This is a genomic window from Micromonospora reichwaldensis, assembly GCF_031845925.1.
In the GTDB taxonomy this organism is placed as follows: Bacteria; Actinomycetota; Actinomycetes; order Mycobacteriales; family Micromonosporaceae; genus Micromonospora; species Micromonospora reichwaldensis.
Genome location: NZ_JAVRFL010000015.1, coordinates 48,843 through 74,367 on the forward strand (window position 1 = coordinate 48,843; position 25,525 = coordinate 74,367).

The window sequence follows — 25,525 nt, forward strand, 5'->3', positions numbered from 1 at the left end:
TCGTGGACCCGTGGCAGGGCTGCGCCCTGCCGGGCGCCGCTACTCGAGGCTGGCCAACTCCTCGGGAGACAGGCGCAGCGCCCCGGCGGCCACGTTCTCGACCAGATGATCGGGGTTGCCGGTGCCGGGGATGGCCAGCAGGTGCGGCCCACGGCTGAGGGTCCAGGCGATCCGCACCTGCGCCGGCGTCACGCCGTGCGTGCGTGCGATGGCATGCACCGCTGCGTTGGCGGCCACACCGCCGGCCTCACGTCCGTCGCCGGCGATCGCGAAGAACGGCACGAAGGCCACACCCTGTTCGCCGCAGGTGCGCACGAACTGGTCGTGCATGCGTCGGGTGTCGACGCCGTACGGGTTCTGCACGCATACCACCGGGGCGATCGCCTGCGCCTGCGCGAGGTGCTGCGGGCGGATGTTCGACAGGCCGAGATGCCGGATGAGTCCGGCGTCGCGCAGGTCGGCCAGCGCGCCGAAGTGCTCCGCGACCGAGTCCAGCCCGTGCTGGCGCAGGTTCACGACATCCAGGTGGTCGCGGCCGAGCTGGCGCAGGTTCTCCTCGACCTGTCCGCGCAGCTGCTCCGGCCGGGCCAGCGGCAGCCACTCCCCGGAGGGGTCGCGCCCCGGTCCGACCTTCGTGGTGATGACCAGGTCATCGGCATACGGCGACAACGCAGTGTTGATCAACTCGTTTGCCGACCGCAGCGGCGAGAAATAGAACGCCGCGGTGTCGATGTGGTTCACCCCGAGCTCGACCGCCCGGCGCAGCACGCCGACGACCCGGTCGCGGTCGCTCGGCGCACTGCTGGTGCCCGTCAGACGCATCGCGCCGAATCCGATTCGGTTGACAGTAAGGTCGCCAATCGTCCAGGTTCCTGCGGACGCCGCAGTGATTACGGTGTTGGGCATTGGGCGAATCTAGCCACCCCCGCTGACCTGCGCAGTCGGTCGTCTGCCGGATACCGCGCGCGCAAGATCGCTGCTAGTTTATTTATCGTGGGAAGCGCTCCGCCGCGGCAGCAGCGACAGCCCGAAGTCCATTCCGGTCCTGACCGCATCCGCGTCCGCCTGTGACGGCCGGCCGTCCGATGACGAGGCCCGACGGGGCCCTGGCCGATGAGGCGTACACGATCTCTCAGCCGGCGCCGAAGCAGACGAAGGCGGCGGCGGTGGCATGGGCGGCACCACCACCGGCGGTGTCGAACGCGCGCTGGGCCTCGGCGAGCGCCACCGCCGGCGGAGCACCGGCACGCATCCGCCGGTGCAGGTCCAGCATCAGCGCGGTGGTCAGGTCGGCCGGGACCGGCAACACGGTGGCGATCAAACTGCGGGTGCCCAGGGCCAGCAACACGGCGGTGAAGCCCATCACCTCGTCGCCCGGCCGGACGCCGGAGAGGCCGGAGTCACAGGCGGAGAGCACCACGCAGCCCGGTGGGCGGGTCAGCCGCTCCAACTCGTACGCGGTCAACGGCCCGTCGGCCAGTTCGAGGGTGGAGAAGAGCGGGTTGTCGGCGCGGAAGGCGCCGTGCGCCGCGATGTGCGCCAGCCCGGCCCCGTTCAGCGCGTCGGTGACCGCGTCGGCGGTGGCGGCGCTGCCGGTGAGGGGGCGGGAGCCGGGCAGGGCCGCGCCGAGCTGACGTACCTCGGTCTCGGCGGCGGGCAGCCGGGGCCCGGCCACCAGCACCGGTGGGCCGGCCGGGACGATCCGCCCGACGGCGCCCAGCCAGACCGTCGCCGAGGGGGCCACCGTCACCGGCCGGCCGGCGCAGGTCGGCAGGCCCGACCAGGGCACGGCGTGCAGCGCGGCGATCGGGACGATCACCAGTGGCCGGTCGCGCAGCAGCCGGCGTACCGGGTCGAAGAGCTGCTGGTCCAGCGCGGTGGTGGCGAACTCGACCCCGGCCCGGGCGCTGGCCGAGTCGCCGGTGGTGACCAGCCGGCGCAGGCCGAACCGGTGCAGGCGGGCCCGGCCCAGCGCCTCGTCGAGCGGGCCGAGGTCGTGCAGGCTGGTCCGGCCGTCGCGGACCAGTACCGCCCGCAGCCGTGGCCCGTGCGCCACCAGCTCCAGCAGCACGGCGTCACCGAGCGCGGCGGCGAGGGCGCCAACGGTGGGCGGTGCCACCAGGTCGCCGCCGTCCGCTCCCCGGGCCCCGCCGTGCGCGCCCCGGGCCAGTTCGCGGATGCGCTGTTCGAGCCGGCCCTGGCTGCGCCGCAGCGCGTACCCGGGGTGCCCGGCGAGCAACGCGTCCTCCAGGGCGGTGCTGACCATCCGTAGCTCGGCCAGGGCGGCGGCCAGCTCGGGGTCCTGCGGCGGCTGCACCGCGCGCATCCGCAGGGCGTTGGCCCGCCAGCGTTCCGCCCAGGCCAGCACCTGGGCGGGCGTGCCGGTGCGCACGGCGATGTCCAGTCCCTCGGCGGCGAGTTCGTGCCCGTACGCCCCGCTGTGCGCGCGTAGCTCGGTGGCGCCCAGGGAGGCCCGGTGGCCGTCGAGCACCCCCAGCCCCCGGCGCAGGGCCCGGGCGGCCCCGCGCAGGTCACCGTCGAGCCGGCGCCGCAGCGCGAGCGCGTACCAGCCCTGGGCCCGGTGGGGCGCGGTGCCCCGGCGGTGCGCGCGGGCCGCCACCGCCAGCAGTTCGGCCGCCCGGGCGGGCCGGCCCATCGTCTCGGCCAGCCGGGCGGCCTCGATCCGGGTGGTCAGTGCCGGCGAGGGCCAGCCGGTGGCGTCGAGCTGCCCGGCGGTGCGCACCATGGCGGTGAGCAGGGTCGTCGACCGGGTGCCCCGGGCGAACTCGGCGCGCAGTTCGACGTGTCGGGCGAAGGCGGCCCAGATGCGGCGTCCCTGGCGGCGGAACCGGGCCCGGGCCGAGGCGGCGGCGGTCGCGGCGGTGTCCAGGTCACCGGCGAGCAGCGCCGCCCGGGCCCGCGCCAGCAGCGCCTCGGCGAGATCCGAGGCCATGCCGCGCCGCCGCAGCTCCGTCACGGCGGACGTGGCGACCTCGACCGCCTCGTCGACCAGCGGTACGGAGAGCAGCAGTTCGAAGCGGTCCAACAGCAGCGCCGGCCGGGGCACCGACAACCGACGGTACTCGTCGCCGACGGTGGCGAAGCTGCGCAGCGCGCCCGCGACGTCGCCGCGCTGGCCGGCGGCGATGCCGATGTTCCAGCGGGCGTCGGCAGCGGCCAGGTCGAGCCCGAGCCGGCTGAAGATGGCCGCGGAGCGGAACAGGTCGTCGTCGGCGTCCCGGCTGGTGCCCCGGTGGGCGTTGAGCAGCCCACGGTTGTTGCGCGCCCGCGCCTCCAGCAGCAGGTCGCCCTCGCGCTGGGCGATCTCCACCGCGATGCCGTAGTCCCGGACCGCCTCGTCGAACCGTCCCCGGTAGTGCAGCACGACGCCCCGCTGCATCCGGGCCCGGCCGGCGTCGGCACCGGTCAGCCGGGGCAGTGCCAGGGTCACCGCGCGAAGCGCCGCGCCGGTGCGCCCGGCGTTGGCCAGGACGTACCCGAGGCTCATCCGGGCCAGCGCCCGCGCCCGGGGCGAGTCGGTGACCCGCACCGCCCGGCGCAGGTGCCGCATGGCGCCCGGCAGGTCGTTGAGTTCCCGCAGGGCCAGCCCGATGGCGCGTTCGGCGGTGGACCGCTCGTCGGCGTCGGGGTGGCCGGCGGCGAGGACCTGCCGGGCGATCGCGATCGCCTCGTGGGGGTAGCGCTGGACGGCGTCGAGCGCGGCCTGGGCCTGGACGGCACCGGGAGCGGCGCTGTCGGCCATGCCAAGAAGAATCCCGCAGTCGCGCTCCCCGGTCAATCGCCCCGAGGCGGGTCGGGCATCAGTCACCTGACCGACGCTCAATTGACACTCGACTATCCTTTGAAATAATCGTCCGGTGCCTCGGAGAGCGCTTCCGTGGCTGCCCGGCCCGCCGCCGACCATGCATCTTCGACCGCCTGGAGGACCGGTGCCGCCTGACGACTCCTTCGCGTCGCGCCCGCCCGCCGGGCTGTCCCGCCGGCAGGTCATGGCCTGGTCCACCCTGGTCGCCGCGGCGGCGCCGCTCGGTCTCGTCGGGTGGGGCAGCCCGGCCGCCGCCGGCGAGTCGCCCGACGAGACCTACCAGCGGGTCTTCCTGGAGGCCCTGGCGGCCGACCCCGACCTGCGCCGCCACGCCGTCAAGGGCCGGGAGTTCCTCTACCGGCCCCGGCAGTTGCTGGTGGCCCACCCGGACGTGCAGCGGGTCGTGGGTCGGCTGCGCAGCTACGGCCACCCGGTCACCGAGGGCGTCGGCTTCGGCGGGGTCGCCCGACTCCTCTTCGCCACCGAGACCGACATCCCGTCGGTGGTGACCAGGCTCCGCGACCCGCAGCAGTGGCCCGGGCAGCCGGCGCCCCTGGTCCAGCCGCACCACGCCCTGCTCGGCTTCGGCAACATCATGGGCAACCCGGGCGGTCCGCCCCGGGTCGCCGCTGCCCTGCCGGCACCGGATCCGGCACGCGCGGGTGAGGGGGCGGGGGTGACGGTGGGGATCTGCGACACCGGCATCTGGCGGCTGGCCGGTTCCCGCCATCCGCAGTGGTTGGCCGGCAGCTACCTTCCCGAGTCCGACGACGAGGATGCCCTCTACGTCGGCGCTGACGTGCTCGCACTCCAGGGCGGCCACGGCACCTTCGTCGCCGGAGTGGTCCGGCAGGCCGCGCCGGGCGTACGTCTCGATCCCGAGGCCGCGCTGAACGCCACCGGCGTCGGCGACGAGGAGATGCTGGTCGCCGCCCTCGGTCGGCTCGGCCCGCAGGTGTCGGTCGTCAACCTCTCGTTGGGCTACTTCACCCAGGACGATCAGCCTCCGTTGCCGCTGGTCAACGCCCTGGCCGGGCTGCCCGGCCGGGCGGTGGTGGCGTCGGCGGGCAATGCCGCCACCAGCCGGCGGGCCTGGCCGGCCGCACTGGACCGGGTCCTGGCGGTGGGCGCGGTGAGTGCCGGCGCCACCGGCCCGGTGCCGGCGCCGTACAGCAGCTACGGGTCCTGGGTGGACGCCTGTGCCATGGGGGACCGGACCAGCACCTACGTCAGGGGTCGGCTGCAGTTGCCGGGCCAGCCGATGCGGTACTTCGACGGCTTCGCGGCCTGGACCGGCACCTCGTTCGCCACCGGCCACGTCGCCGGCCGGCTGGCCGCGCTGATGACCAGTGCCGGGCTCGACGCGGAGGCGGCCCGGGCCGCGCTGGTCGCCGGCTCCCGCTGGCATCCCGACTACGGCGTACTCGTCGCGTGAGGTCGCCGGCACCGGCGCGCGGGGCGTCGTACCGGTGAGCGAGCGCAGCACCGTCGGGCTGGTCGCCGCCGCCTCCCGCGGTGACGAGCGGGCGTGGGGCGAGTTGGTGCGCCGGTACACCCCACTGGTGCTCTCGGTGATCCGGTCCCACGGGCTCGACCAGGTCGACGCGGCGGACGTGAACCAGACCGTCTGGCTCCGCGCGGTGGAGCACCTGGGACGGCTGCGGGAGTCGAACGCCCTGCCCGCCTGGCTGGTCACCACCACGAGACGCGAGTGTTACCGGCTGCTTCGCCTCGGTCGGCGGACCCAGCCGTTCGACCCGTACGACGACTCGGTCGACCGGCACGTCGGCGCCCATCTGCTGGTGGACCCGGTCACCCCGGACGAGGACCTGTTGCGCGCCGAGCGGCAGCAGGCGCTGCGGGAGGCGTTCGCGCAGTTGCCGCCGCGCTGCCGGGACCTGCTGGCCCTGCTGCTGGCCGACCCGCCGGTCAGCTACCGCGAGATCGGCGCGCGGCTGGGCATGCCGGTGGGTAGCGTCGGTCCGAGCCAGGCCCGGTGCCTGCACAAGCTGCGGAACTGTCCGGCACTCGCCCCTTTCCTCAGGGCGCGCCCGGGTGACGAGGGGAGCGGAGGTGACCGGGATGGAGCCGTGGCCGCCAGCCGCTGACGACGCCCTGCTGGCCGAGTTGAGGGCCGCCCTGCGGGACTCCGGCCCGGTGCCGGAGGAGTTCCTGGCCGCAGCGCTCGCCGCGTTCAGTTGGCGGACCGTCGACGCCGAGCTGGCCCTCGCCGAGCTGACCTTCGACTCGGTCTGCGACCCGGAACCGGCCGGCCCCACCCGCTCCGCCGGCTCGGCCCGCACGCTGACGTTCCGCACCGGTGTGGTGGTGGTCGAGATCGAGCTGACCCCGACCGGCATCGTCGGGCAGCTCTCACCGGCCCGGGGCGGGCGGGTCGCCGCCCGGACCGCCGTCGGCCCGTACGAGGAGGTGCCGGTGGACGCGGTCGGCTACTTCTCGATGGGGATGCCGCCCGCCGGTCCGGTCCAGTTCTGCGCCCGCACCGCCGGGTACGCGGTGGCGACCGCCTGGGTCACCCTGCGCTGAGCGGACACCGAGCCGGCCGCCGAGGAGCTCGGAGGGCCGGGACGGCGGACCGGTCCGACAGGCGGATGCCGTACGCCTCGGGCGTCCTCGCCGGCCGGGGGCGCCGCCGCCGGGCCCGGGCGAGGCGGGTCCGCCCGGGACACCGGCCGGACGGGTGGAACGGAGGTCGCGGGCCCCGTCCGCGACCTCCGTCCCTGCCCCTCGAGGGCGTTACTTGGCCCGCTGGGCCACCGTGATGTCGTACCGCACGCCGCCGAGGTCGGCCCGTGCGGCGCCGGTGGTGTCCGGGCCGATCTGGGTTACGTTGACGGCGATCTGCTCCCGGGTCGGCACGGCCGCCGTGAAGTTCAGCGAGAAGGCGAGCCGCTCACCGGGGTTGAGCTCCAGGTTGTCCAGGCTGGCCTGGCCGATGTCGACGATCTCGACCTGGTTGCGGCCCACCTCGCGGACACCCTTGCCGGCCTTGCCGCCCTTGGTCCAGCGCTCGAACAGGGTCGGTCCGAGGTCGGCGACGAGCCGGCCACCGGCGGCCTGGAACGGTGCCCCGGTCTGGCTGAAGACCACGCTGCTGCGGGCCGGCCGGGTCAGCGTGTTGCCGATGGCGAACGGCCGGATCTGCGCCAGGCCGCCGGCGATCACCGCCACCGAGTCCACGTTGCGCCAGGCGATGTTGTTGTTGTTGCGGGTGTTGACGCCGATGTCCGGTCCCTCGAAGGTCATCGGGTCGTTGGCGGAGACCCAGCGGGCCAGCAGGCAGAAGTGACCCGGGCCGGGCACGTTGTCCCACGGGATGGTGACCGTGGTGACGCCCGGGTAGACCGGCACCGCCATCGCCCCGATCTGCGTCCACGCGCCCGGCCAGCCCGCCCCGCCGCCGGGCGTGGTCCGGTAGACCCAGATCGTGCCCTCCTCCATGACGCTGTCGCCGTACGGGCCGGGGTTGCGCAACTTGATGAAGATGTAGTTCCGCTGGCCGACGATCGGGTTCTGGCTGGTCGCGCACTCGATGGCGGTGTGGCAGACCTTGATGTCCGGGCTCTGCCAGAGCGGGTTCAGCGCGTGCGGTTCGAGGCCCACGTCGGCGGCGGTGTCCTTCATGTACACGTCGACCGCGGCGGCCGTGGCGGGGCCGTCCGCCGGGCCGGACAGTGGTGCGGCACCGGCCGCGGTGACGGACAACAGCGTCGCCAGTGCCGCGCCGGTGAGCAGGGCGAGCGTCGAACGGCGCGCTCTTCCCGCGAGTCTGATAGACACATTTCCTCCCGATGATGGGGGATCGCCGTTCGCCCCGAGGTGGTGGCGTGGGCGGGTGGACATCCTTACGGAGTCCGATCGACGCGAGTAGATACATCTGGTGCCGGCGGGCGATGTCAGATGGCGCGAGTTGCCGTCAAGCCGGCGAAAGTCGCACAGCGCTCGGATGTGCGCTCAACTACGTCGGTTGATGACCGCGAAGGCGGTCGCCCCGACCAGGACCTCCGCCAGGATCAGCAGCGCCAGCATCATCTCGACCGCGGCACCGAGCCCGATCGCGATCCCCGTCGCGCCGGTCAGCGGTAGCGCGAGCAGTCCGAGTACGGCCAGGGCGCGGGTGAGGACGGCGTCGTCCCGTTCGTCACCCGACTGGGACCACGCCCGCTCGAAGACCGTCGTGCGTTCCGGTCGCCTGCCGAGCCGCCACGCCATCACCGCGACACCGATCAGTCCACCCGCCGCGCCCAGGAGGAAGCCCACTCCCATGTTCCCGGGCGCGTGCTCGCGTAGCAGCAGGCCCACGGCGACCAGCAGCGCCATGATCGCCAGGCCGACGCCGAGGGCCAGGGCCCTGCGCTTGTCCGTGTGTCGATCAGTCGACATGGAAGATCTCCTCGACGGTGCGGTGGAAGTGGCGCGCGATGGCGATGGCCAACGGCAGGGAGGGGTCGTAGCGGCCGTTCTCGATCGAGTTGATCGTCTGTCGCGAGACGCCCAGCGCCTGGGCCAGCTCGCGCTGGGACAGCCCGGTGGCCAGCCGGAGCGCGCAGAGGTCGTTCTTCATGAACACCCCCTGATGTCAAGTGACCTTGTCACGACAAGCGTGCTTGACGCTCTCCGGAATTGTCAAGCACGCTTGTCTCCGGCGAGGGGCTCGCCGGCCCGACCGGCGCCCGGTGCCCGGCGTCGCGGCCGGGGCGCGAGTGACGGCCCACTCACTGTCCGATGACCGACGCGCTACTGACTGCCACGGCCTTCCGGGTGCTACCTCTCTGCGGGCGTTCGGCCGACCGGGCCGGGCCGGCAGAGCGAAGGAGCCCCTCCACATGTTCCCGTTTCCCGACGAAGCGACCAGGAAGGCACTCGATCTCGGCCGGCGCGAGGTGTTCCAGACCTACCGGGTGCTGATGGCCTGCGAACTCCAGCGGTTGCGCCCCGTCGTCGGGGCACTGCCGGCAGGGCTGCGCCGCGACCAGTTGACCGCTCGGCTCGACAAGGTCGCCGCCCTGGCCGTCGGGACCTGGCTGCAACAGATCTCAGAGCGCGGCGCGACGATGCACCAGGCGGCCACGCTGTTCAAGGAGGTGCAGGACTCGCTCGACGGGGTCGTGCCCTCCGCCGTCGGCAACCCGTACCTCGTCGCCGCCGTGGACGAACTGAAGACCAGGATCGTCGACGTCATGAACGACGACAGGAACCCCACGCACGCCGCCGTCAACACCGCGTTCGCGCGTCTGTTCGGGTCCACCTCGTCGGTGGCCAAGGCGCGTTTCGCGCAGACGGTCACGGCCCTGCAGGCAGTGCTCAAGCGCACCGACGGCCGACGGTCGGGATTCGTGTGCAACCTGTCGTTGCCCGACGGCATGGGCGCACTGGCCAGCGGTCAGGGTGACACCGCGATCATCAACGTGGGTCGCTCCGCGCTCGACGGGACGATGCACCTGTGGGAGCTCGCCGCCACGCTCGCTCACGAGGGCACGCACATCCTGGCGGACAATCCGACGGTCGACATCGTCTACCGCCACCGCAACGCCGCCTACCACCTGCAGGGCCAGATCGCCCTGCAGAACGCCGCCAACTTCGAGCAGACCGTCTGCGAGGCGTTGGGCCAGGGTGGCCCGTTCCCCACCGACGAGCAGGTGGCCGCCATGCGGGGACGCACCGCGCCGCGGATGGACTCGCTGCACACCGTGCTCGCCTCCCGCATCACCCGCGCGTGGGTGCGCACCTACGACTTCACCCGCCTCGACTTCACCAGGGCCGACCTGCCCAAGCCGGTCGCCCTCGTGCTCACCGACCTGCCGCAGGACCGGGCGTACGCGCCGTTGATCGGGGCGTACATGGAGGCGCTGCACGCGGCGATGTTTGCGCTGATGCGGGCGGAGGGGCGGCTGGTGGTGCGGGTCGAGCCGAAGATGCTGAACCACTCGACGGTCATCAACTCGGACGGCACCATCCGGTTCACCATCAACTCCGACCTCGCCGCCCGGACGCCCGTCGCCCAGCTCCTGCACTGGATGCTCGACGAACTCGTCGCCGAGGCGAAGTGCCAGATCCCCAAGGACACGGCGCAACTGCTCGCCCTGATCCTGGGCATCGAGAAGTTCGACCGGGACAACGTGCACGACGTGCTGAACGACTTCTACGACTCCTTCCACTGAGCGGCGGCTGCCGAGCGGTACGCCGACGCCGCCCCCGTGGCGCCGGGGGCGTACCCATCGACCACAATCGGGGGCCGTCATCATCCACAGTCGAAGGGACACGAGTGAAACGCCGCCTACTGCACGTCCTGACAGTCGCGACCGTCGTCTTCTCCGGTACGGCTGTGGTGGCCGCGCCGGCCTCGGCGAGCGACGCGTGGGGCATCGTCTGCAACCTCCGGGAGAACACCTGGCTGCGCGCCGCGCCGCACGGCCACGTGCTGCTCACCCTGACTGCCGGCCGCGGGTTCCGCTGGCACGGTCAGGTCTCGGCGGTCGACGACGACACCTGGATCTACGGCCACGGCGCTGAGCACCCGTCCGTGGACGGCTGGGTCCCGGCCCGCAACACCACCTGCTGAACCGGCAGTCCGCCGGGACGGCCGCCGACCGCTGCCGTCCCGGCGCATTGTGGCGGCCGAAAGCCGCTGACCGTGCCGATCCCCGGTCGTCCGTGCCAGCCGACCCGGCGCCGGCGCCGCCATCCCGCCGGGCGCTCTGCTCCTGCTCGCCCTCTCGGGGTGGCTACCGGGGCGTCAGCACGCAGAACTCGTTGCCGTCGGGGTCGGCCATGACCACCCAGCTGACCTCGCCCTGGCCGATGTCGATCCGGGTGGCCCCGAGGGAGAGCAGCCGGTCGACCTCCGTCTGCTGGTCGCCGTCCGCAGGCGGAGCGAGGTCGAAGTGCAGTCGTTGCTTGCCTGTCCTCGGATTCAGGGGTGGACCACCCCACGTGATCTTCGGGCCGCCGAGCGGTGAACGGATCGCGGTCTCCTGGTCCTGGTCCCAGACCAGCGGCCAGCCCAGCGCCTCGCTCCAGAAGTAGCCGACCTCCTGCGAGCCGTCGCAGGCCAGCGCCCCGACGAATCCGCAGTCGGCGAGGAAGTCGTTGCCCGGCGCGATGACGCAGAACTCGTTGCCGTCGGGATCGGCGAGCACGACGTGACCCTCTTCGGGACGTTGGCCGATGTCGATGTGCTCCGCGCCGAGTTCCAGCGCCCGGGCCACCGTCTGCCGCTGGTCTTCGAGGGACGTGCTCGTCAGGTCGAAGTGCATCGGGTTCGGGCCGACCTTCGGCCTCCCGGTCGGAAGGAAACGGATTCGGAAGCCGGTGTCGTCACTGGGCAGCAGCGCGACACCGTCGCGGGGGTCGTCGGCCAGGTCCCAGCCCAGGACCCCGGACCAGAACCGGGCGAGCCGCAGGGGTTGGTTCGCATCGAAGCTGAGCGCGAACAGTCGACTCGTCATCTCCTGCGCATCTCCGATCGGCGGTGTGACCGCTGTCGACAGCACGCCTTGCCGGCGCGTAGCTCGGGAGCCTAGGGGTGAGCCGCGTCGTGCGCAGCCGAGTATTCGACGGCCGCCGGGCCGCCGGTCACCTCGCCGCCGGCGGCGAGGTGACTCCGTTCGTCGCGGCTACGAGACGTGCTGCCAGAGCGGGGAGATCCGGGCCCGCGCGAAGCGCCAGCCGGTCGGCGTACGCGTGGCGGTGTAGCGGGCCCGGACGCCGGCGGCCCGGTGCGGCGCCTCGCCCCGGCGGAAGAAGTACACGAGCTGATGGGTGCCGACCTCGGCGTGGTCGCCGTCGAGATCCACCACCACGTCCGTGTTGAGGTGCTGGGTCGACTCCTCCTCAGGGCTGGTCCGCCGTACGACGTCGACGATGTCGTCGATGCCGTGCAGGGCCCCGCGCGGGCTGCTGGTCTCGGCGTCCGGGGTGTAGACGCCCCGCAGGTCCTCGAAGCGCCGCTCGTCCAGTGCCTGGGCGAGCCGGGCGACGAGTTCGGCGATCTCGGCGCGGTCGGTTGCGGGTGACATCTCGATCCTCCATATCGTTGGCGTCACCAACGATATGGCAGATCGTTGGCGCTGCCAACGGCCTGTTACCGTGGTCACCCGTGGAACCGACACCGGATCGTCTCGCGACGAAGGCGAGCTGGCTGATCACGCAGACCGCGGTGCACGCGCGGCGGCTCGTCTCCCAGGGTTTCGCCACCGTGGGCGCGCGTGGCTACCACTATCGGGTGCTCGCGGCGCTGCGGGAGTTCGGTCCGGCGAGTCAGGCGGAGCTGGGGCGGCGCTGCCGCATGGACCGCAGCGACGTCGTCGCGGCCGTGACCGAGCTGGAGGGGGCGGGCTTCGTCGCGCGCAGCGCCGACCCGGCGGACCGCCGACGCAACATCGTCACCAGCGCCGAGGCGGGCGCGCGGCAGCTGCGGCGGCTGGACCGCGCGCTCGACGACGTGCAGGACGAGCTGCTCGCCCCGCTGTCGGCCACCGAACGGCAGGCCCTCGTCGCGTTGCTCGGCAAGGTGCTCGACCACCACGGCGGCGCGCCGACACCGTGATCCGGCCTGAGCGCCGCCAGGCCGCACCCGCCGGCCGCCACCGGTCGCGCTCCCGATCCGGCCGACGTGTCGACGCGGAACACCAACCGCCGGCCGGCTGGTGTGACCTAGATCATCAACCTGTCTCCCGTGGGGGCCGTTACTGACCGGTCGCGGCGTGCCCGGACCGGCCGGACCTGCGGCTTCCGCGAATCGCGTCCGCTCGTCCCGCTGACCCCGCCTCGGCTGCTCGGCCGATGGGTCGCTGTCGTGTCGGTCACTACTGTTAGCGTGCCCTCGTTGTCGATCACGGCCGATTCCTCACGAAATCTGGCTGTTCTGCCACTGCGGAGGGTATTCCTGATGGCCTGGCTACCGGTGGGAGACTCGTACGAGATCTCCCTCGTGGACGGAAAGGTGGCGGCCCGGTCCACCGGCCCGCGTGCCGGTGGCCGTCCCCTGAAGACGCTGCCGAAGGCGCTGCGCGACGACCCCGAGGTGGACCGGCTGCGCCAGCTCGCCCAGTGGCTGGACCGGCATGCCGCCGAATGCCTGGCCCGGGTCGACGCCTGGGTGGTGTCCTCGCTGCCGGTGCCGACGGGGCTGCTGGCCCGGGTCTGGCCGGACCCGGCCTGGCAGGACGCGCTGCGCGACCTCGTGGTCCTCGGGGACGACCCGGCCGAGCCGGGCTTCCTGCGCGACGTCACCGACACCGGCGACCTCCGCGTGGTCAACCTCGACGGGGACACCGTCCGGCTCTCGCCGGCGACCGCCACGCTGCCGCACCCGGTGCGCCTGCCCGACCTGACCGACCTGCGCGAGTTCGCCGACGAACTGGACGTCACCCAGCGGATCGAGCAACTGCACCGGGGCACCTGGGGCAAGCCCGACGAGGTGAAGCAGCGCGACACGGCCATCACCGACTTCCGCGGCACCACGGTCCCCAACCGGCTCGCCGCCCGGGCCGCCACGCTCGGTTTCCGGGTCTCCGGCTCGCAGATCAGGTGCCGGGTCTGGGAGGCCGGCCGCGCGGTCGAGGCCGCCATGCGGTTCGACGAGGACTACTGGGACTCCGAGGCGACCCTGGGCAACCTCTCCTGGTCGGCGGTGGACGGCCCGACGTTGCGGTTGACCGAGGTCGGGCCGGTGGCCTGGTCGGAAGGAATGCGGATGGCGACGGCCCTGTCCGGTGCCGTGACCGGAACGGGGAAGAAGGCGTGACCGGGATGACGACGACCGCTGGCGACGACTCGGTCGAGAGCCTGCTGACCGCCGGCGCGGTGCTGCCGGCCGACACCGCCGGGGCCGGCGACCGGGCGGTGCCCCTCACCGCCCGCACCTACCGGCACCCGGCCCTCGACGACCGACCGGTGGTCCGCCTGGTCGACGCCGCCCTCGGCGAGGGCGAGGACATCGCCGTCGAGTTCCTCGGCCTGACGCCGGGCGCCGAGCCGGTCGTCGTCGGGCTGGGCCCCCGCCGGCCGCTGGCGTTCCCGGAGTGGGTGCTGGTGCACCACCCGGCGGACGGCCGGCACGCGTTGGCGGTGGTGCCGGAGTTGCAGAAGCTGGCCAAGCAGGTGCGCTCGCGGCCCAAGGCCGCCCTGGACGGGCACCAGAGCATCGCCGACCGGCTCGCCCGTACGCTGCCGCACTTCCTGCCGACGTTCTTCGAGCAGGCGGCGCGGGTGTTCCTGGCCGCCGGGCAGGACGCGTACGCGACGCAGCTGTTCAACAAGGCGCGCAAGGCGGAGGCGCAGCACGGTTTGCCGGTCGACCTGAACCGGCTGGACGAGGTCTACGTGGAGTTCGCCTCGGCCAAGGTCGTGTCCGCGACCGCGTTGGCGGGCTACGCCAAGGAGCTGTCCGCCCAGTTGCCGGCAGGCGAGGCGCTGGAGCGGTTCTGCCGGCTGGCGCTGCGGGCCGCGACCGCCGGCGTCGTTCCGTCCACCCAGTCGGCCGGGGTGGTGAACCGCCTGGTCCGGGCCGCCACCAAGGCCGCCGGTAAGGCCGGCGCGGCCGCCGTCGCCGAGCGCGAGGCCGCCTACCTGACCGAGCTGCTCCGGTTGCCGGTGGCCGCCGAGGCGCCGGCCGGCTGGTGGAAGGCACACCTGCCGGCGGTGACGGCGCTGGCCGGGCGCGACCCGGCGATCCGCGGCAGCCTGCTCGACCTGATGCCCGCCGACCGGGACGACCTGGTCACGTGGCTGGCCCTGCTGACCGACACCGGTGCGCTCGCCGGGCTGTCCGACCCGGACGTGCCGGAACCGGCCCGCCCGCAGGACGGCTCCGTCGGCTGGCTGCGCCGCTTCGTGGCCCGGGTCAACTCCGGCCACCGCCGCCGTCGGCTGCCGCAGCTGTACCCGCTCGTCGAGCGGATGGCCGACCGGCTGCGCGTCGAGCTGGCCGACAGCGGCGAGACCCTCGGCGCGGACGGGGACCTGGAACTGCTCGACCTGCTGCTCGCCCTCGACCTTCCGGTGCCCGCGCCGAAGGAGCACGAGGCCCTGGACCTGGCGAACTGGGTCACGCGCGGGGGAGAGCGCGACCTGCTCGCCGTGGCGGGCGACGCCCGGTTCACCGCTGCCCTGCGCCGGGGCCTCGACCAGCTCGACGACCAGCAGGCCGCCCTGCGCCGGATGGTCGAGACGCCGGGCGTCCGGCCGATGCTGATCGACTGGCTGCGGGCCCGGATCCGTGACCGGTTCGCCGCCGGGCTGCCGTACCTGCCGGCGTCCGTGGACTGGCTGGGCCGGCTCCCGGTCGAGGCGCTGCGCCTGGTCTCCGACGAGCTCGACGGACCGGGCGAGCCCGGCCATGGCGGCGACCTCGGGCAGGCCCTCGGCGTCGACCTCGCCGAGCGCGTCGCCCGCAGCCTGCGCGGCGGGCTCCTCGACGAGCTGGGCTGGCCGGACTGGGAGCTGGCCTGGCAGGAGGTGACCGGCGGCGACCGGCAGGTCGAGGTGATCCGGCAGGAGGCCTGGCCGTACGCGATCCTGGGCGGGCCGACCACGGTGCGCGTGATCGGCGCCGAGGGCATCGTGCTCCGCCACGACCTGCGCATCCCGGCCGGCGACATGTGGGGCCAGCCCGGCTACCACTTCGTCGACGGCCAACTGCTGGTCTACTGGCGTTCCAAGGCGCTCAACTACGACCTGCGCGGCTACTGGCACTCGTCGCCCGGCGAACCGCAGCTCATCCAGGGCCGCCACCACGGCAGCCAGCCGCGCGGGAAGCAGATCACCCTGCCGCTGCCCGGCGGCGGCCGGACCACCGGCGACGGCGTGCTGCACGCCGGTGACACCGCTGTCCCGTCCGAGCTGCCGGTCATCACCGACGGCACCTCGCACTGGGTGTACCGGCACGGCGAGGACGACGACACCCACGGCTGGCGCGAGTACGACCCCGTCGCCAACACCCACGGCCGGCGCGGCCTGCCCGGGTTCCTGGCCGACCTCCCGGCCGACGGGAGCCGCCTCCAGGAGCCGGCCAGCTGGCTGCGGCCGGCCCTGTCCGACCGGGCCACCCCGGCCGCCGTCCCCGTGGACGGGCTGCTCGGCTGGCGGGTGGTCACGCTGCCGGACGGCTCGGTACGCGGTACGGACCTGGCCGGTCGTACCGTCACCGTCGCCGCGGGCCAGGAGCCGATCGCGGCGCTGGTGCTGCCCGGCGACGACCGGCCCCGGGCCGTGCTCAAGGGTCTCGTCCTGGTCGACCCGGACGGGGTGGCGTCGGCCGCCGCCGGACCGCCGTCCAGCCGGGACTTCAGCCCCGGCGCGGTCCCGCTGCCGGCCCGGCAGTTCCTCGGCAACCTGCTGCCCCGCGACCCGGCCGGCTCCACCGCCCTGCGCCGGATGGACCGGGAGACCGCCGCCGCACTGCTGAAGGTCGCCCTCGACGAGCGCCGCGCCGTCCTGGCCGAAGAGGCGGCACGGGCCGCGGCCCGCGCGGCGGCGCGGTCCGGGTTGGCCGTGGCCAGCCAGGCCGTCACCGGCCTTCCCGTCGCCGTTCCCGCGTCCACGGCCGGCGCCGGCCACGCCCCCGCCACCACCGGCGCGACCGCCGACGAGGACGGCACGGACGCGCTGGTCGAGCTGGTCCGCTCGACGGTGCCGGCGCTCAGCCACGACGCCCTGCTGGCCGGGGTGGTCGGGGCGCTGCGGCTGGCCGCCCGGGTACGCACCGACCTGGACGCGGTGACCGAGCGGCTCACCAGGTCGCTGTCCGCCCCGGTCGCGGCGGTGCCGACGGCCACCGTGACCGGACCCACCGACCGGCAGCTCAGCGTGGCGCTGGACGGCCTGCGCGGCTCGGCCCACGGGGCGGGCACCGCGACCTGCGTCTTCACCCAGTTCCAGGCGTTCGCCATCCGGCGCTCCGCCACCGGCGGCAACAACTCCGCCGTGCGGCTGCACCTCGACGGGCCGTCGCTGCCGTCCACGCTGGACTGGTGGTCCCTGCTCGGGGGCGTTGCCGCCGTCGCCTACCGGGCCGTCGCGGCAGTCACCCCGGACGAGCACCGGGAGACGCTGCGGGCCCTGCTCACGGAGCTGGACGGGCTCGACCTGAGCACGGCGGCGGAGCCGGGGCGGTGGCGCCGGTGCAGGCTGCACCTGCGCGACGACGACCTGAAGAACCCGGACGGCTCACGCCGCTACCCCAGGCCCGGCATCCTGCCGTTGCCCGACGGGGCGTTCGTCGCCGTCCTCAACTCCAGCGGTACGGCCACCGGCTACTTCTTCGACGCGCTGCACCACGACCCGGCCGGTGTGTTCGCCGTGCCCGAGCCGTACACGGTGCACTCCTCGGAACCGGTCGGTGACGGCCGGCCGGCAGGCTGGCTGGCCGGTTTCCTCGCCGAGTCGGCCGCGCGCGGCCCGCTGCCCTGGCGGCCGGAGGCGGCCGAACAGTTCGCCGAGCTGACCGGCGTCACCCCCACCGCCGCGAAGCTGGTCCTGGCCGGCCTGCCGTACGCGGACTCGGCGAACACGATGCCGGCCGAGCTGCGCAAGGCGCTCGGGATCAGGCAGGTCGGGGAGGTCAAGCTGGCGTTCGGGGTGCTGCGGGAGGCCAGGGCGACGCTGCGGCGGGCCGTGGTCTCGGCGCTGCTGCCGGAGGAACCGGCCCGGCTGTGGACCGACGGCCCGGACGTGGCCGCCGCCGCGGCGGTGTGGAACGCCGCCCTGGGGCGCCGGGTGGTGGTGCCCGAACACCTGCTCGCCGAGGCGACGCGCGCGGTCCGCACCGGCTGGGCACCGGCAAAGGCGTTGCCGGCGCTGCTCGACCCGGCCCGTTCGGCCGAGCTGAGCACCGACCTGGCCTTCGAGTTCAGGGGCGACCGGGCCCGGCCGGTGGACGCAAAGGCAGCGGGCTTCACCGGTCACGTGCTGCGCTCCACGGTCGCCCTGGCGGCCTGGGTCGCCCACCACACGCCGGCCGGCGACGCATGCCGGGCCGCGCTGCCCGCCGCGCTGGCCGCGATCCGGGACCGGCTGGCCAACCCCGGCCTGCTGCTCGACCTCGACCAGTACGTCTCCCTGCCCGCGTTCCGGCAGGTGGCGGGCACCCCGTCGGAGACCGGCCCCGGCTGGGAACGCTACGGCGCCATCGTCCTGTCCACCTACGACAGCCAGCCGTCGCCCGCGCTGCGGCCGGACCTGCTCGACGCCGACGGGACGGACCCGTACCTGCCGGCGCTGCGCGGGGACGCCGCCAAGCCGTACCCGGTCGAGGTGGCGCTGCGCCTGGTCCGTGACCCCCGTTTCGTGGCGCTGCTCGGCGACCCGGGGGAACCGGCCGGCGGCGCGCGGGCGGCGGACGGCACCTGGTGGCCGCAGGACCCGACCCGGTCGGTGCCGGACCTGGTCGCCGAGGTGGCCGGGGCACACGGCCTGGGCGCCGACGCGGCGGCGGTGTACCTGATGCTGCTGGCCATGCCGGACCCGACCGACCGCAACACGGCGAAGTGGACCGGCTGGAAGCCGGCGCGGCTGAAGGCGGCCCGCGCCGAACTGGCCGGCACCGACCTGGTCGTCGAGGCCAGCCGGTCCCGGGCCGGCCGGTCGCTGTTCCTGCCCGGCCCGTGGCTGGAGCGCGGCAGCGGGCAGGCACCGATCGAGGGCTGGAAGGCCGCCCTGTTCGACCTCGCACCCGACGGCACGGCGGCGCTCGGCGTGACGGTGCCGTTCGCCCCGGCCGCCGAGCTCCACCGGCGCGCCTGGCAACGCCTGCGCGACGGTGACCGGCCCCGCTTCGACCACCTGCCCACCTCCCGCTGACCCACCCCTGACCACCCCCATCCGAACCGAAAGAGATCGAGGAACGCCCGTGACCGTGACGGAACACGTCCGCCCCACCGTGGTGCCGGAGACCGCCGCCCAGGTCCTCTCCGCCGAGCAGCGGTACGCCGACGAGCTGGCCTTCCTGGCCGCGTACGACGACGGGGCCCGGCCGCCGGGCTGGGCGCTGACCCCGCGCGCCGTGGTCACCTTCATCCAGGGCAGCGACGGCGAGGCGTTGAAGCTGCCCGCCGAGCGGCGCACCGGCCCGGACGGCACCGACCTGCCGGCCAGCATGACCATCCCGGCGAAGTTCGTCGGCGAGCGGAGCCTGGTCGAGCGGTGCGTGGTCACCCTGGCCGGCGAACGGGGCCTGCTGCTGGTCGGCGAGCCCGGCACCGCCAAGTCCATGCTGTCCGAGCTGCTGGCCGCCGCTGTCTGCGGCACCAGCGCGCTGACCGTGCAGGGCACCGCCGGCACCACCGAGGACGCCTTCCGGTACGGCTGGAACTACGCCCTGCTGCTCGCCCAGGGCCCGACCCCGCAGGCGCTTGTCGACTCGCCGGTGCTGACCGCGATGCGTACCGGCCGGGTGGTCCGGATCGAGGAGGTCACCCGCTGCCTGCCCGAGGTGCAGGACGCGCTGGTGTCCATCCTGTCCGACCGGCGGATGAACGTGCCGGAGCTGTCCGGCACCGAGGACGGGCTGATCCGCGCCACGCCCGGGTTCACCGTGATCGCCACCGCCAACCTGCGGGACCGGGGCGTGTCGGAGATGTCCTCGGCCCTCAAGCGCCGGTTCAACTTCGAGACCATCCACCCGATCTCGGACGCGGACGTCGAGACCGACCTGGTCCGCCAGCAGGCCACCGCCGCCGTGCAGCGCGCCGGTGCGGCGTACACGGTGGACGACGCGGTGCTGGACGCCCTGGTCACCGTGTTCCGCGACCTGCGTTCCGGCCGGTCGGGCGAGGGCTGGGACGTGGAACGGCCCGGCACGGTGATGTCCACCGCCGAGGCGGTGCAGGTGGCGGTGTCGCTCGGCCTGGCCGCCGCGTACCTGCCCGGCGGGGACGCGCTCGACCTGGTGCCCGGGCACCTGCTCGGCGTGGTCCGCAAGGACGACCAGAACGACCACGCCCGGCTGCTCGGCTACTGGGACGGCCCGGTCCGTCGCCGCGCCGAGGACGGCTCGGCGATGTGGCGCCGGCTCTGGGACCTGCGGGAGAGCCTGCGGTGACGACCCTCTCCAGCACGACGCCCGGTGCGGCCCCGCCGGCCGCCGACCCGGTGAGTGCCGACCCGGTGAGTGCCGACCCGGTGAGTGCCGATGCGACGTCGGCCGATCCGCGCGCCGTGGTCGACGCGCTCGCCGGTTCGGTGCGGCCGTACCTGATCGGGGTGCGGCACCACAGCCCGGCGCTCGCGGCGGTGGTGCCGGCCCTGCTGGACGCCGCCGGGGCCGAGGTGGTCTGCATCGAGCTGCCGGCCGACTTCCAGCGCTGGCTGCCGTACCTGTCCGATCCGGCCGCCCGGGCCCCGCTGGCCCTGGTCGGCAGCCACGGCGCGGACGGGCCGATGGGCTTCTACCCGTTCGCCGACTTCTCGCCGGAACTGGCCGCGATCCGCTGGGCCCGGCGGCACGGCGTGGAGGTGGTCTGCTGCGACCTGCCGCTGGCCGACCCCGGCTGGAGCGCCGCCGCCGCCGACCCCGACCCGACCGCCGGTGCCGAGCCGGCGGCCGGTGGCGAGCCCGCACCGGACGCGGGTGAGCCGGTGCCCGGCCTGCGCCGGTCCTACGCCGCCGCGCTCAGCGCCAGCGGCACCGGCCGCGACGGCGACGACCTGTGGGACCGGGTGGTCGAGGTGCGGGCCCCGGGCTGCCCGCCCGAGGCGGTCCGTCGGGCCGCGCTCGGCGTCGGCTGGGCGATGCGTACCGACAGCGCCCACCGCGCCGGCGTACCGGCCCGGGACCTGGCCCGCGAGCGGCACATGCGCCGGGTGCTGGCCGAGGCCGGCGTCGACGGCCGGCGGGTCGCCGCCGTCGTCGGCGCCTTCCACGCCCCGGCCCTGGTCGCCGCCCCGTCGACCGCCGACGCCGTCGCGTCCACCCGGCCCGGCGCCGTCCCGGCCGATCCGGTCCGGTCCGTGACGACCCCGCCCGGACCGGCCGCCACCGACGGCGGCGGCACGGCGGTCACCTCGCTGGTGCCGTACGCGTTCGACCTGCTCGACTCCCGCTCCGGCTACCCGGCCGGGATCCGCGACCCGCGCTGGCAGCAGTCCGTCCTCACCGCCGCCGGCGACCCGGAACGGATCCGGGCCGCCGCCGCCCGGGCGGTCACCGACGTGTGCCGGGACCTCCGCGCGGCCGGTCACACCGCCGGCACCGGCGAGGCCACCGAGACGGTACGGCTCGCCGACGACCTGGCCCGGCTGCGGAACCTGCCCGCCCCCGGCCGGGGCGAGGTGCTGGAGGCGGTGACCACCGTGCTCGGCCAGGGTGAACTGCTCGGCCGCGGCCGGGCGCTGGCCAAGGCCTTGGAGAACGTGCTGGTCGGCGCCGAACGGGGCCGCATCGCCCCCGGCACGCCGCGCTCCGGGCTCGGCCCGGCGGTCGAGGCGGAACTCGCCACACTTCGGCTGCCCGACCCGGGCAGCCCCAAGGCCCGCGAGGTGCGGCTGGACCCGCTGCGCACCGAGCTGGACGGGCGGCGGGAGATCCTGCTGCAACGCCTCCAGGTCTGCGGAGTCGGCTACGGCGAGCCCGTCGCGGTCTCCGGCACCGGCGACGGCGCCGCCCTGACCACCCGCTGGCAGTTGGCCTGGACGCCGTCCGTGGCGGCCCGGCTGGACCTGGTCGGCGTACGCGGGGTGACCGCCGCGCTGGCCGCGGCCGGCACCCTGCGGGAGCGGTTCCGCCGGGAGGCCGCCGACGGTGGCCCCACCGCCGCGCAGCTGCTCACCGGGCTGCGCGACGCCGCCCGGTGCGACCTGCCGGAGCTGGTCACCGACCGGCTCGACCTGGCCGCCACGGTGCTGCCGGGCACCGGCACGCTGCCCGAGCTGCTGGCCGCACTGGACCTGCTGGAGGCGCTACGCCGCGAGCACCTGCCCGGCACCACCGCCGACGGCCGGGCCCGGGCGGCCGAGCTGGCCGTCGTGCTGCTGGACGCGGCGGTGCGCGGGCTGCCCGGCCTGGCCGGCAGCGACACCCCGGCCGACGCCGCCGCGCTGGTCGACCTCGCGGTACGGGCCGGCGAGGACCGCATCGGGCTGCGCCTGGACGAGGCCCTCGACCACCTGGCCCGCGCCGGTTCGCCGCTGATCCAGGGCGCCGCCCTGGCCGCCCGGGTGCTGCTCGACCTGACCGACCTGGAGACCCTGGGCACCCGGGTGGCCGGCTGGATCGACGCGGCGACCGGACCGGACACCCGACGGCACCTGCACCGGCTGCTCGGCGGCCTGCTCACCGGGGCGCACCCGCTGTTGCAGTCCGCCCCGGCCGCGCTGGACCCGCTGCTGGAACGGATCGAGCGGCTCCCCGACGCCGACTTCCTGGACCGGCTGCCCGCGCTGCGCGGCGGATTCGACGTGCTCACCCCGGCGGCCCGGGACCGGCTGCTGCACACCGTCACCGAACGGCTGGGTGACCGGCTCGACCTGAGCCTGTCCGCCCCGCCGGAGCTGCTGGCCCGCTGGGCCGCCGCCGACGCGGCCGGGCGGGCCGTCCTGCTCGCCCGCCACCTCCCCGTCCCGGGCACGCCGCCCGGCCCCACCGAGGTCGACGCCGGTGCCGACGCCACGCCCGGGCCGGACACCCCGGACGCCCGGCTCACCGCCAGCGACCGGTGGCGGCTGCTGCTCGGCCGCCAGCCCGACCGGTTGCCGGCCGACGCCCGCCGCTACGCCCGCGCCCTCGACGAGCTGTACGGGGCGGGCCAGGGCGAGGGTGCCACCGACCTCGGTCAGGCGGCCGGCGGCGGCCAGGAGGCGTCCTTCCCGACCGCCCGCGAGTGGGCCGACGAACTCGAGGCGCTGTTCGGCACCGCCGTACGCGAGGAGGTCATCGCCCGGGCGGCCGAGAGCGGCCGTACCGACGTGCTCACCGAGCTCGACCCGGCCGCCGTACGCCCCTCGATGGAGCTGCTGACCTCGGTGCTGTCGCTGGCCGGTGGCCTGCCCGAGGGGCAGCTGGCCAAGCTGCGGCCACTGGTGCGGCGACTGGTCGAGGAGCTGACCAGGCAACTGGCCACCCAGGTGCGTCCGGCGCTGACCGGGCTGACCAACCCGCGTCCGACCAGCCGTCCCGGTGGCCGGATCAACCTGGCCCGTACGCTGCGGGCGAACCTGGCGCACACCCAGCGGCTCAGCGACGGCCGGACGGTGGCGGTGCCGCAACGCCCCGTCTTCAACAGCCGCACCCGCAAGGAGGCCGACTGGCGGCTGGTGCTGGTGGTCGACGTGTCCGGCTCGATGGAGGCGTCGGTGGTGTGGTCGGCGTTGACCGCCGCCGTACTGGCCGGGGTGCCCACCCTGTCCACCCACTTCCTCGCCTTCTCCACCGAGGTGGTCGACCTGACCGACCGGGTCGACGACCCGCTGTCGCTGCTGCTGGAGGTGCGCGTCGGCGGCGGTACGCACATCGCCGCCGGGCTGGCCGCCGCCCGCTCGCTGGTGACCGTGCCGAGCCGCACCATCGTCGCGGTGGTCAGCGACTTCGAGGAGGGTTATCCGCTCGCCGGGCTGCTCGGCGAGGTCCGCACGCTGGTCGGTTCCGGCGTGCACCTGCTCGGCTGCGCCGCGCTGAACGACAGGGGAGTGCCCTGCTACTCGGTGCCGGTCGCCGAGCAGATCGTCGCGGCCGGGATGCCGGTCGCCGCTCTCAGCCCGCTCGAACTCGCCCGCTGGGTGGGCGACCGCATCCGCGGAGGATCACGTTGACGGACCGCACAGCCACCGCCGTGGACACCGACCGGTTGCCGCCGGTGCTGCCAGCGGTCGCCGCCGCGGCGGTGGCGGCCCTGCCACCCCGCCTGCACAGGCGGCTGGACGCCGCCGTCGAACGGCTGGCCGGCGTACCGGTCGGCCCGGTCGACGGCGGCGTGTCGGTCGACTGCGGCCCGGAGTCGCTGGTCACCCTGACGCCAGGAGCGACGGGCGCGGTCACCGACCCGGACCAGGCGCGGTGCAGCTGCCTGCTGGCGCCCCGCTGCCTGCACCGCACCGCCGTCCTGCTCGCCTGCCCGGTCGCCGACCCGGCCGCCCACCCCGATCCGGCGTCCACCGCCGCGGCGTCGTCGACGCCGGACAGCGCCGGCACGGCGTCCGGCAAGACCGGCCGCACCGCGCGTACCAGGAAGTCGGCTGGCGCGGCGCCGACGAAGGCGCAGCGGGCCGCGGCCGGCGCGCTGTGGCGGGCGGCCGCCGCGGTGCTCGCGGCCGGCGTGCCGGCGGCCGGGGCGGTGCCCCAGGCCGAACTGCTGCGGGCCGCCCACGGGGCCCGGCTGGCCGGCCTGCCGCGGGCCGAGAGCGCCGCGCTGCGCACGGTGCGTGGGCTGCGCGCACACCGGGGACGGCAGAACGGCCACCGGTTGGCCGAGCTGGTCGAGGTGCTGCACGACCTGCTGTACGTCACCGGCCGGCTGGCCGCCGGCGACGCCGACCCGGCGCTGGTCGGCGTCCTGCGGCGGGCCTACCAGCCGGACGGCACCCTGGAGGTGCACGGCGTCTGCCGGGAGCCGGTGATCAGCGCGACCGGCTACGCCGGGGTGGTCACCCATCTGGTCGCCGCCGACGGGCGCCAGCTCTCCTTCGGCGACGTGAGACCGGGCGGTCCGGACCGGGCCCGGGACTGCGCCCGGGCGGTCACCGAGATGGGCGCGGTAGCGGTCAACCACGCGGTGCTGGCCCGTGGCGGCCTGCGGATCACCGGCACCACCGTCTCCCCGGACGGCCGGCTCGGCGCCGGTAAGGGGGTCCGGGCCACCCCGCTCACCGGGACCGACTGGTCCACCGGGCCGCTGGCGCGACTGTTCGCCCGCCCGCTCGCCGAGGTGGTGACCGCGCAACTCGCCACCGACGACCCGGAGGACCCGGCCCGGGCGGGGACTGCGCTGTTCGGCGGTGACCTGATGGTGGTGGGTGCCGTCGGTGACCAGGTGCTGGCCCGCGAGCTGGCCCCCGCCACCGACGCAGGAGGCGAGCGGGCGCCGGTGCCGGACGGGCCGCTGATCCGGCTGGTGCCGGTCGACTCCCACCCGATGCTGGCCCACGTGGCCAACCTGCGGCGGCTCGCCTCCCGGCCCGGCCTGCGGGTCCGGGTGGTCGGCCGGCTGGACCCGGACCGGGCCAGCACGCTGCGACCGCTCGCGGTCGGCCCGGTGCCCGGTGCCGCCGCCACATTGCGGCTGCCGCCGGACTGGCACGGCCGGGCGGACCTCGGCTACGACGAGCTCCAGGGCGGCCACCTGCCGCCGCGCGACCCGGCGGAGACGACCGGACCCGTCCTGGCCGTCGGCGCCGACGCGGTGGCGGAGTCCCCGCTGTGGCGGGTCCGCCGGCTGGTGGAGTTGGCCGTCTCGGGCGGTCGCCGCGCCGTCGCCGAGGCGGCCCGCGGCGACGGCACCGGCCTGGCCGGCCCGCTGCGCCGCGCCGGCTTCACCACCGCCGCCGCGCTCACCACCGCGTTGGCCGACGAGTCCGACAGGCGTGGCCGGGACGCGTTCGGCCGGCGTACCGATCCCGACCCGGACCGGTACGCGTGGGCCTGGCTCGCCGCGACCGCCCACCTCGCCGCCGCCGAGCGGGAGCTGATCCGGTCCTCCTGGACCGCCCCGCCGCTCGGCTGACCTGCGGGAACCCGGGCCGGTGGCG

Annotated in this window: 18 protein-coding genes; 11 read left to right on the plus strand and 7 right to left on the minus strand. The window is 75.0% G+C overall.

The window, feature by feature from the left end; translation table 11 throughout:
* Positions 1–39 precede the first annotated feature (39 nt).
* A complete protein-coding gene (locus RM555_RS14775) occupies positions 40–906 on the minus strand; it encodes an aldo/keto reductase (protein ID WP_311412268.1) in 867 nt (288 codons plus the stop codon).
* Between the two features lie 226 nt (positions 907–1,132).
* A complete protein-coding gene (locus RM555_RS14780; protein WP_311412269.1) occupies positions 1,133–3,763 on the minus strand; it encodes a CHAT domain-containing protein in 2,631 nt (876 codons plus the stop codon).
* A 187-nt stretch (positions 3,764–3,950) separates the two neighbouring features.
* Between RM555_RS14780 and RM555_RS14785 the strand changes: the two genes are divergently transcribed.
* Genes RM555_RS14785 through RM555_RS14795 form a run of 3 tightly spaced genes read left to right on the plus strand, consistent with a single transcriptional unit; the run spans position 3,951 to position 6,373 of the window.
* Positions 3,951–5,261, plus strand: a complete 1,311-nt coding sequence (locus RM555_RS14785; RefSeq protein ID WP_311412270.1) for a S8 family peptidase — start codon at positions 3,951–3,953, stop codon at positions 5,259–5,261.
* 34 nt (positions 5,262–5,295) lie between these two features.
* A complete protein-coding gene (locus tag RM555_RS14790; protein WP_311412271.1) occupies positions 5,296–5,934 on the plus strand; it encodes an RNA polymerase sigma factor in 639 nt (212 codons plus the stop codon).
* On the plus strand, positions 5,909–6,373 hold the full coding sequence (locus RM555_RS14795; protein WP_311412357.1) for a hypothetical protein: 465 nt from the start codon (positions 5,909–5,911) through the stop codon (positions 6,371–6,373). Before RM555_RS14790 ends, RM555_RS14795 begins: the two co-directional genes overlap by 26 nt.
* A 210-nt stretch (positions 6,374–6,583) precedes the next feature.
* On the opposite strand, the gene RM555_RS14800 is transcribed toward RM555_RS14795, so the two are convergent.
* From RM555_RS14800 to RM555_RS14810, 3 genes are all read right to left on the minus strand, one after another.
* On the minus strand, positions 6,584–7,627 hold the full coding sequence (locus tag RM555_RS14800) for a hypothetical protein (protein WP_311412272.1): 1,044 nt from the start codon (positions 7,625–7,627) through the stop codon (positions 6,584–6,586).
* Positions 7,628–7,801: 174 nt separating this feature from the next.
* On the minus strand, positions 7,802–8,230 hold the full coding sequence (locus tag RM555_RS14805) for a hypothetical protein (RefSeq protein WP_311412273.1): 429 nt from the start codon (positions 8,228–8,230) through the stop codon (positions 7,802–7,804).
* Complete coding sequence (locus RM555_RS14810; protein WP_121399264.1) at positions 8,220–8,411, minus strand: helix-turn-helix transcriptional regulator; 192 nt, start codon at positions 8,409–8,411, stop codon at positions 8,220–8,222. Before RM555_RS14810 ends, RM555_RS14805 begins: the two co-directional genes overlap by 11 nt.
* Positions 8,412–8,673: 262 nt before the next feature.
* Here RM555_RS14810 and RM555_RS14815 point away from each other — a divergent pair, with 262 nt between their 5' ends.
* Entirely contained in the window at positions 8,674–10,008 is a 1,335-nt protein-coding gene (locus RM555_RS14815; protein ID WP_311412274.1) for a hypothetical protein, read from the plus strand.
* 104 nt (positions 10,009–10,112) lie between these two features.
* Positions 10,113–10,409 carry a hypothetical protein gene (locus RM555_RS14820; protein ID WP_311412275.1) on the plus strand — a complete coding sequence of 99 codons (297 nt, stop codon included), beginning with the start codon at positions 10,113–10,115 and terminating at the stop codon, positions 10,407–10,409.
* A gap of 163 nt (positions 10,410–10,572) precedes the next feature.
* Here the strand turns inward: RM555_RS14820 and RM555_RS14825 are convergent, their stop codons facing one another.
* Positions 10,573–11,295 (minus strand): VOC family protein, encoded by a 723-nt coding sequence (locus RM555_RS14825; RefSeq protein ID WP_311412276.1) that lies wholly within the window; start codon positions 11,293–11,295, stop codon positions 10,573–10,575.
* A gap of 168 nt (positions 11,296–11,463) precedes the next feature.
* On the minus strand, positions 11,464–11,865 hold the full coding sequence (locus tag RM555_RS14830; protein ID WP_311412277.1) for a nuclear transport factor 2 family protein: 402 nt from the start codon (positions 11,863–11,865) through the stop codon (positions 11,464–11,466).
* An 80-nt stretch (positions 11,866–11,945) separates the two neighbouring features.
* Between RM555_RS14830 and RM555_RS14835 the strand changes: the two genes are divergently transcribed.
* The 6 genes from RM555_RS14835 to RM555_RS14860 all read left to right on the plus strand — a co-directional run bounded on the left by RM555_RS14835 (position 11,946) and on the right by RM555_RS14860 (position 25,500).
* Positions 11,946–12,395 (plus strand): MarR family winged helix-turn-helix transcriptional regulator, encoded by a 450-nt coding sequence (locus RM555_RS14835; protein WP_311412278.1) that lies wholly within the window; start codon positions 11,946–11,948, stop codon positions 12,393–12,395.
* A gap of 342 nt (positions 12,396–12,737) precedes the next feature.
* Positions 12,738–13,595 (plus strand): DUF4132 domain-containing protein, encoded by an 858-nt coding sequence (locus RM555_RS14840; RefSeq protein ID WP_311412279.1) that lies wholly within the window; start codon positions 12,738–12,740, stop codon positions 13,593–13,595.
* A 5-nt stretch (positions 13,596–13,600) separates the two neighbouring features.
* Positions 13,601–18,649: a hypothetical protein gene (locus RM555_RS14845; protein WP_311412280.1), complete on the plus strand. Its 5,049-nt coding sequence runs from the start codon at positions 13,601–13,603 to the stop codon at positions 18,647–18,649.
* A gap of 49 nt (positions 18,650–18,698) precedes the next feature.
* Entirely contained in the window at positions 18,699–19,889 is a 1,191-nt protein-coding gene (locus RM555_RS14850; protein ID WP_311412281.1) for an ATP-binding protein, read from the plus strand.
* Positions 19,886–23,593, plus strand: coding sequence for a DUF5682 family protein (locus RM555_RS14855; protein WP_311412282.1), 3,708 nt, complete (start codon positions 19,886–19,888; stop codon positions 23,591–23,593). The genes RM555_RS14850 and RM555_RS14855 overlap by 4 nt, the downstream gene beginning before the upstream one ends.
* Entirely contained in the window at positions 23,590–25,500 is a 1,911-nt protein-coding gene (locus tag RM555_RS14860) for an SWIM zinc finger family protein (RefSeq protein ID WP_311412283.1), read from the plus strand. Before RM555_RS14855 ends, RM555_RS14860 begins: the two co-directional genes overlap by 4 nt.
* The last annotated feature ends 25 nt before the right edge of the window (positions 25,501–25,525 follow it).